This is a genomic window from Streptomyces sp. ISL-96 (assembly GCF_018614035.1).
Taxonomy (GTDB): Bacteria; Actinomycetota; Actinomycetes; order Streptomycetales; family Streptomycetaceae; genus Streptomyces.
Genome location: NZ_JAGGPA010000024.1, coordinates 1 through 7234, shown reverse-complemented (window position 1 = coordinate 7234; position 7234 = coordinate 1). Strand labels below are relative to the sequence as shown.

General features: G+C 71.6%; 10 protein-coding genes. 1 reads left to right on the top strand and 9 read right to left on the bottom strand.

The window, feature by feature from the left end; translation table 11 throughout:
* From amaP to J7E96_RS16270, 5 genes are all read right to left on the bottom strand, one after another.
* The coding region (amaP, locus tag J7E96_RS16290) for an alkaline shock response membrane anchor protein AmaP (protein WP_215132182.1) at positions 1–569 on the bottom strand (569 nt) is incomplete at its 3' end.
* A 7-nt stretch (positions 570–576) separates the two neighbouring features.
* Positions 577–1245, bottom strand: coding sequence for a DUF6286 domain-containing protein (locus tag J7E96_RS16285; protein ID WP_215132078.1), 669 nt, complete (start codon positions 1243–1245; stop codon positions 577–579).
* Positions 1242–1589, bottom strand: coding sequence for a hypothetical protein (locus J7E96_RS16280; protein WP_215132076.1), 348 nt, complete (start codon positions 1587–1589; stop codon positions 1242–1244). Before J7E96_RS16280 ends, J7E96_RS16285 begins: the two co-directional genes overlap by 4 nt.
* An 8-nt stretch (positions 1590–1597) precedes the next feature.
* A complete protein-coding gene (locus J7E96_RS16275) occupies positions 1598–1789 on the bottom strand; it encodes a hypothetical protein (protein ID WP_215132074.1) in 192 nt (63 codons plus the stop codon).
* Positions 1790–1802: 13 nt separating this feature from the next.
* On the bottom strand, positions 1803–2294 hold the full coding sequence (locus J7E96_RS16270) for an Asp23/Gls24 family envelope stress response protein (protein WP_215132072.1): 492 nt from the start codon (positions 2292–2294) through the stop codon (positions 1803–1805).
* Positions 2295–2388: 94 nt separating this feature from the next.
* Here J7E96_RS16270 and J7E96_RS16265 point away from each other — a divergent pair, with 94 nt between their 5' ends.
* A complete protein-coding gene (locus J7E96_RS16265; protein ID WP_251069992.1) occupies positions 2389–3129 on the top strand; it encodes a hypothetical protein in 741 nt (246 codons plus the stop codon).
* A 20-nt stretch (positions 3130–3149) separates the two neighbouring features.
* Here the strand turns inward: J7E96_RS16265 and J7E96_RS16260 are convergent, their stop codons facing one another.
* From J7E96_RS16260 to J7E96_RS16245, 4 genes are all read right to left on the bottom strand, one after another.
* Positions 3150–3941, bottom strand: a complete 792-nt coding sequence (locus tag J7E96_RS16260; RefSeq protein ID WP_215132070.1) for an enoyl-CoA hydratase/isomerase family protein — start codon at positions 3939–3941, stop codon at positions 3150–3152.
* Between the two features lie 144 nt (positions 3942–4085).
* The gene (locus J7E96_RS16255; protein WP_018518904.1) at positions 4086–4307 is read right to left on the bottom strand and encodes a helix-turn-helix domain-containing protein; all 222 of its coding nucleotides are present in this window, start codon (positions 4305–4307) and stop codon (positions 4086–4088) included.
* 330 nt (positions 4308–4637) lie between these two features.
* Entirely contained in the window at positions 4638–6236 is a 1599-nt protein-coding gene (locus tag J7E96_RS16250) for an ABC-F family ATP-binding cassette domain-containing protein (RefSeq protein WP_214968234.1), read from the bottom strand.
* Between the two features lie 97 nt (positions 6237–6333).
* Positions 6334–7095, bottom strand: a complete 762-nt coding sequence (locus J7E96_RS16245) for a hypothetical protein (RefSeq protein ID WP_308295989.1) — start codon at positions 7093–7095, stop codon at positions 6334–6336.
* Positions 7096–7234 lie beyond the last annotated feature (139 nt).

Genomic DNA, 7234 nt, shown 5'->3' with positions numbered 1-7234 from the left:
CGCCGCGCCCCGTGCTTCACCTCGCGGAGGCGGACCTCCGCCGGGAGGGCGTCCAGGGCCGCCGAGTCACGCGCGTGGGCCAGCGCCCCGTGCGTGAGCCCGGACAGGGTTTCGGCCGGTTCCGCGTGGGGCTCGAGGAGGAGCGCGACCCGTGTCCGGGGTGCCTCCCGCCGGCCCGTCAGCGTGACGTGCGCCCGCTCCACGCCGTCCAGCGTCTGCGCCTCCTCCGCCAGCGCATGCTCCAGCGCCCGCCCCCGCAGCACCGCCCCCTCACCGTCACCGCTGTCGACCAGCACTTCCGCCAGCCGGTGCCGGCGCAGCTGGGCCAGCAGCCACCACAGCGCCAGCAGCACCAGCACGGCGAGGACCGCGATGACCGCCGGCCACCACCACCCCTCACCCCGCCACCGCGTCCGGTCCGCCTCGCTCAGCAGCACATCGTCACGCCCGTCGAACGGCCACCACGACGGTACGGACATCCCCAGCCCGGTGGCGAGCACGCCTCCTCCGACGCCGAGCAGCACCAGACCCGAGAGCCCGAGCAGGACACGGTTGACCTTCTTGGGCATCGTCCCGTCACCCCTTCTTGTCCGGCCGGTCGACGCGCACGGACAGGCGCGGCCGCCCGGCCAGTCCGAGCTGCCGGATACCGGCTGCGAGCGCCGTGTCCAAGTCGGCGCGTACGTCGTCGAGTTCACGGAAGTGGGACATGGCCCGCACACGCACTTTGGAGCGGCCCACGCGCACCCGTACGGACTGCACTCCGGACACCTCCATGGCCCGGTCGCGGAGCATCATCGCGGCGGCCGAACGGTCGAGCCCGGCCCGTACATCGGCCGACGTACGCCGCATCGGCAAAATCGCGCGCAGCCCGGGGGTTACGGCGAAGAGCAGCAGCCACAGACCGAGCGCCGCCGCGACGCCCGCGCCGACCATGACCCACACGTCGTCGAGGGGCCGGGTCGCGAGGCCGTCCGCGAGCTCGCGGCGCCACCACATCGCGGGGTGGCCGGCCCGTACCGCAGCGACGTCGTACAGCAGGAGGCCGACGCCGCCGAGCACCACCAGGGCGACCAGCGCGGCCGGCACCCGGCGGGCGGACCAGAAACGTCCGGCTCTGCCACTGTCCTCCTCCTGGAGGGTCGGTACCGGGTCGTGCGCACGTGCGGACGCATCGCCCCGCTCGCGTTCAATGATGGGAAGCCGCTGTGTGCGCCCGCTGTCGTCACTGGCGGGTTCGCTCATCGGATCCTCCCTCGCTCCCCGTGACGGGCCCGCGCCGAGTGCAGCCGCTCGACCTGAACGGCCACCTCGGACACTTCCATTCCCGCCAGCGTGCGTACTCCCAGGGTGACTTCACGGCGCACCGCACCGCACTGAGCGCCGATGTCGGAGGGGTAGCCGAGTTCGAGAATGACCCGCACCCGCGCCTTGTCGTGATGCACGGTCACTGTCGCGCGCGGCGGCTTTCCGCCCTCCGGTACCTTTCCGAGCGCCTCGCGCGCCGACTGGGCGGCGATCTTCGCGACGACCCGGTCGGCGATCCGGGTCGCGCCGCGCTCGGCGGCTTCGACCTGACCGGCGGCCATCGCGGGGGTCACCTCGGCCGGCCGCCGCGCTCACCCACGCGGAAGAAGTCGCCGGGTTCGAGGTCGCCGTCGGCGAACTTGCCCACTACGAAGCCGATCGCTCCCAGCGCCGCCACCAACACAAATGCTCCGAAACCGCCGAAGTATCCGGCGAATCCGAGCGCCATACCGGCCACAAGGCCGACCACCGCCATGCTCATTCTGCTGCTCCTTCTACTGGAGTCGTGGCTCCGGCTCTTCCTCTTCCTCGTCGGGCAGCTTCACATCGCTGACCGCGATATTGACCTCGACGACTTCGAGGCCCGTCATGCGTTCGACGGCCGATACGACGTTCTCCCGGACCGCGCGGGCGACATCGGCGATCGACACGCCGTACTCGACGACGATCTCCAGGTCGAGGGCGGTCTGCACCTCGCCGACCTCGGCCTTCACCCCCCGGCTGACGGACTTCGCGCCGCCCGGCACCCGGTCGCGCACGGCCCCGAAGGTGCGGGAGAGACCGCTGCCCATGGCGTGCACACCGAGTACGTCGCGGGCCGCGAGGCCGGCGATCTTCTCGACCACGCCGTCGGCGATGGTCGTACGCCCCCGGGAGCCGGGATCACCGCCGCCCCGCTTCGTCATGGAGGGCTTTCGCGTCTCCTCGCCGGACGACCCCTTGTCGGGCGGGTTGTCGGGCCGGTTGCGCTGCGTGGTCTCAGTCATAGCCGTTCGTCCCTTTCCGGGCGGTACTGGACTCCACTGCCCACATTAGGTGCGGTTGCCCGATCTCGCGCCGGGGATGCGGCAGGCTGGAGCAATGGGACCTGAAGGATTGATCACGGCGGTACGGCAACGACTCGGCCTGGGCAGGCTGCTGCCTCTGGGCGAGGCGGCGGACGGCGCGTGGCTTGCGGAGAAGGCGGCCGACACGGTTCTGCGGCAGGCGGCGACGCAGGTCGCCGGTGTCGGTCTGGGGCCGCTGCGCATCGGGCTCGCCGACCCGGACACGGCTGCCGCACCCGCCGTTCCCCCGCCGCCGGGCGCGCTGCCGCCCGGGCCGCTGCGTATCGAGGCGGACTTCATCGCCACGGCGGGGGGCGAGCCACTGCCCCACCGGGCGGAGCGGCTGCGCATCGCACTGCGGGAGGCGGCTTCGGCGCGGCTGGGACTCGTGGTCACCGCTGTGGATCTGCGAGTGACGGACCTGGTGGAAGCGGGGCAGGAACCCGTCGCGACCACTGCGCCGGACGAGGCAGGCGGCGACGGATTGGAAGAGGCGTACGCCGATTCCGCGCCGCCCGAGGAAAGTCACGGCGGGCCGCAGGAGGGTGACTGGGCCGCGCGCGCAGCCGCGGCCGCGACGTCCGTCGCCGGCGTGGCTCGCCTGACCCACGTCCTCGGCGCCCCGGTCCGGATCGGCGAAGGCCACGTACAGGTCGAGCTGGCGACGGCTGCGGACCACCGCGCGCTGGCGGTCGCCATCGCCGTGCGCAGGACGGTCGCGGCGTCCCAGGACGGTCGGCCGACGGTGACCGTCCTGGTGACCCGTGTGGAGTGAATCAGTGGCCGGCCGGTGAATCAGTCGCCGAGGCCCGCGAGGTCGCGCAGCCTGCGGGCCTGGGCGGCGCGCTCCGCGATGCGCTGCTCCTCGTACGTGCGCGAGGCCGCACCCTGGAGCAGCGCCTTGGTCTCGATCACCGCGTCGCGCGGCGCGGCCAGCAGGGCGCCCGCCAAGTCTCGTACCGCGCCGTCGAGTTCGTCGCCGGGCACGACAAGGTTGGCCAGGCCGATACGCTCGGCCTCCGCCGCGTGCACGAAGCGGCCGGTGGCGCAGATCTCCAGCGCACGCGCGTAACCGACGAGGCCGGTCAGCGGGTGCGTACCGGTGAGGTCGGGGACGAGACCGAGGCTGGTCTCGCGCATGGCGAACTGCACGTCCTCGGCGACGACCCGCAGGTCGCACGCCAGGGCGAGCTGGAAGCCGGCGCCGATGGCATGCCCCTGCACGGCGGCGATGGTGACGAGGTCGCTGCGCCGCCACCAGGTGAACGCGTCCTGGTACTCGGCGATGACCGCGTCGAGGTCTTCGTCGGAGCCGCGTGCGAGATCAAGGAAGGAGGGCTCACCGTCGAAGCCCTCGGGGCTGAACGCCTGCCGGTCCAGGCCGGCGGAGAAGGACTTGCCCTCGCCGCGCAGCACCACGACCCGCACGCTGCCAGGAAGAGACCGTCCGGCTTCTGTCAACGCCCGCCACAGAGCGGGAGACTGGGCGTTGCGCTTGTCCGCATTGGTCAGGGTCACCGTGGCAACGGCGTCCTCGACGGTGAGTCGTACGCCGTCCTTGTCGAGCACAGAGTCGAGCGAAGCCATGTGGCGCCTCCGGTTCGGGTGGCAGTCGCGCAGTCACTGAGTAACCGCATGGGTAAGTGACTGCACAGTAACCACCCGGGCGATCCTGCGATCGACCGGGTGGCCACCGCCCAAAAACCGGTGAGCCGGGCCCGCCCGAGGCGGTCAGGCCGTAGCGGCCTTCTTGCCTCGTGTCGCCCCGCCGCGTCCCCGCAGCGTGACGCCGGACTCGCTGAGCATCCGGTGTACGAATCCGTAGGAGCGGCCGGTCTCTTCGGCCAACGCCCGGATGCTCGCACCGGAGTCGTACTTCTTCTTCAGGTCTGCCGCGAGCTTGTCGCGCGCGGCGCCGGTTACCCGGCTGCCCTTCTTCAGAGTCTCGGCCACCCGTGCCTCCTCAAGGAAGTGCGCTCTGGACTCTCATGATCACCCCTTCCGGGCTTCCTGGCCACCCATTCGGCAAGGTCCGTACAACAACGTTCGCCGGGCGGGAACCGGACGCCACAATCGGAATCAGAAATTCCGCAGGGTTTCCGTCGTACGCCCGGACTGAACCAGGAGGGAATCGGCAGGTCAGGGCGCCGAACGGGGCAGCGGAACGCAAAGGGCCCGCCCCAGAGGGACGGGCCGCAATCCGGTGCGTGACACGCCGGGGTACGAGAGCCACTCACTCAGATGAAGGATCACCAGTAAGCCGAATGATCCAGCCCAAGTGGATCAGGCCAGGGCGACGAGGTCCTTGTAGTCCGGACCCCACAGGTCCTCCACACCGTCCGGCAGCAGGATGATCCGCTCCGGCTCCAGCGCGTCGACGGCGCCCTCGTCGTGCGTGACGAGGATGACCGCGCCCTTGTACGTGCGCAGGGCGCCCAGGATCTCCTCACGGCTGGCCGGGTCGAGGTTGTTCGTCGGCTCGTCGAGGAGCAGGACGTTCGCGGACGAGACGACCAGGGTCGCCAGCGCGAGACGGGTCTTCTCGCCGCCGGAGAGGACTCCGGCCGGCTTGTTGACGTCGTCACCGGTGAAGAGGAACGAGCCGAGCGTCTTGCGGACCGCGACCAGGTCGAGGTCGGGCGCCGCCGAGCGCATGTTCTCCAGGACCGAGCGCTCCGGGTCGAGCGTCTCGTGCTCCTGGGCGTAGTAGCCGAGCTTGAGGCCGTGGCCGGCAATGACCTCACCCGTGTCGGGCTTCTCCGCGCCGCCGAGGAGGCGCAGCAGGGTCGTCTTGCCCGCACCGTTGAGACCGAGGATGACGACGCGCGAACCCTTGTCGATGGCGAGGTTGACGTCGGTGAAGATCTCGAGCGAGCCGTACGACTTGGACAGGCCCTCCGCCATCAGCGGGGTCTTGCCGCAGGGGGCGGGGTCCGGGAAGCGCAGCTTGGCGACCTTGTCGGAGACCCGTACCGCTTCGAGGCCGGAGAGCAGGCGCTCGGCGCGCTTGGCCATGTTCTGCGCGGCGACGGTCTTGGTGGCCTTGGCGCGCATCTTGTCGGCCTGGGAGTTGAGGGCGGAGGCCTTCTTCTCGGCGTTCTGACGCTCGCGCTTGCGGCGCTTCTCGTCGGCCTCGCGCTGCTGCTGGTAGAGCTTCCAGCCCATGTTGTAGACGTCGATCTGGGAGCGGTTGGCGTCCAGGTAGAAGACCTTGTTGACGACCGTCTCGACGAGGTCGACATCGTGGGAGATCACGATGAAGCCGCCGCGGTACGTCTTGAGGTAGTCCCGGAGCCAGACGATCGAGTCCGCGTCGAGGTGGTTGGTCGGCTCGTCGAGGAGCAGCGTGTCGGCGTCCGAGAAGAGGATGCGCGCCAGCTCGACGCGGCGGCGCTGACCGCCGGAGAGCGTGTGGAGGGGCTGGCCGAGCACGCGGTCGGGCAGGCCGAGCGCGGCGGCGATGGTGGCGGCCTCGGCCTCGGCGGCGTAACCGCCCTTGGTGAGGAACTCCGTCTCCAGGCGCTCGTACTTCTTCATCGCCTTTTCGCGGGTGGCGCCCTGTCCGTTCGACATGCGCTCCTCGTTCTCGCGCATCTTGCGCAGGACCGAGTCGAGGTCGCGGGCGGAGAGGATGCGGTCGCGGGCGAGGACGTCGAGGTCGCCGGTGCGCGGGTCCTGCGGGAGGTAACCGACCTCGCCGGAGCGGGTGATGGCTCCGCCGGCGGGGGTGCCCTCACCGGCCAGGCACTTGGTGAGGGTCGTCTTGCCCGCTCCGTTGCGGCCGACGAGGCCGATGCGGTCGCCCTTGGCGATACGGAAGGAGGCGGACTCGATGAGGAGGCGGGCGCCGGCGCGCAGCTCGATGCCGGAGGCGGTGATCAAGGGAAAAACTCCAGGGCGGTATGGACGGCGGAAGGGACGGACGGAGAGATTTCTTCGACGCCGTCTAATGCACAAGGAGAGTTGCCATAGACCCAGTCTAACGGTCGCCCGCAACTACTTTTCGGGCGCGGCTTCCGTCGCCCGGCAGGGCGTTGCCGAGTGGTGTGCGATCGGGCACGACCCGGCCGAGATCGTCCACCGCGACCAGTTCGGCGGTCCAGGACGCGCCGGCGCCGCAGGGCTGCGCGATCAGCAGCGCGCCGCCGTTGCGGACCGTGCGGCGCGCGTCGAAGGCGCAGCCGGGCTCGGCGGGCAGCACCCAGCGCAGGTCGCCGTCCACGGTGCGGTACGCCGCGATGCGCTGCGGGGTGACGACGGCGAGCATGCCGGCGGCGGGGTCGAGGGGCTGCAGGACACCGGCGGCGCGGTCCTGGCCGTCGGTTGCCAGCCAGTGCGAGAGGCCCGGGACGGCGCGGTGCCAGTGGACCGTGCGGCCGGTGGTGCGTGCGGTGTCGGTGACCAGGCCGTCGCTCCACAGGGCGAAGGCGTGGCCGGGCGCGGGGCGCAGGGCGAGCGGGCGGCGCCCCGCGCGGGCGTGCGTCCAGTGCCGCAGACCGCTGCTCCTGTCGTACGCCTCGACCGCCTCGCCCCGGATCCGCAGGGCGGGGTCGGGGCGGGCCGTGGGCGTGTGGGCGGTGAGCCGGTCGCCGTACGGGGCGGGCCTGGCCTGGTGGGCGGCGGTGACCAGGGGCAGGGCGAGGACGGCGAGGGTGAGGGTGAGGGCGAGGGTGAGCGCGAGGCGGGGGCGGGGGCGCGGGGGGCGGGGGGTGAGGGAGCCGAATGACGTGCTGGCAGTCACGATTCCCCCTTGCGGCGCCGCCCATGGCCATGGATCAGGCACAGAACGTAGCTGCGGGCATCGGGTGCCGGGCGCCGGGTCTGGCCGACACGGCGGGCCCGGGTGGACGTGTCCCCCGTTCGGCCGCGTCCCGGCCGCA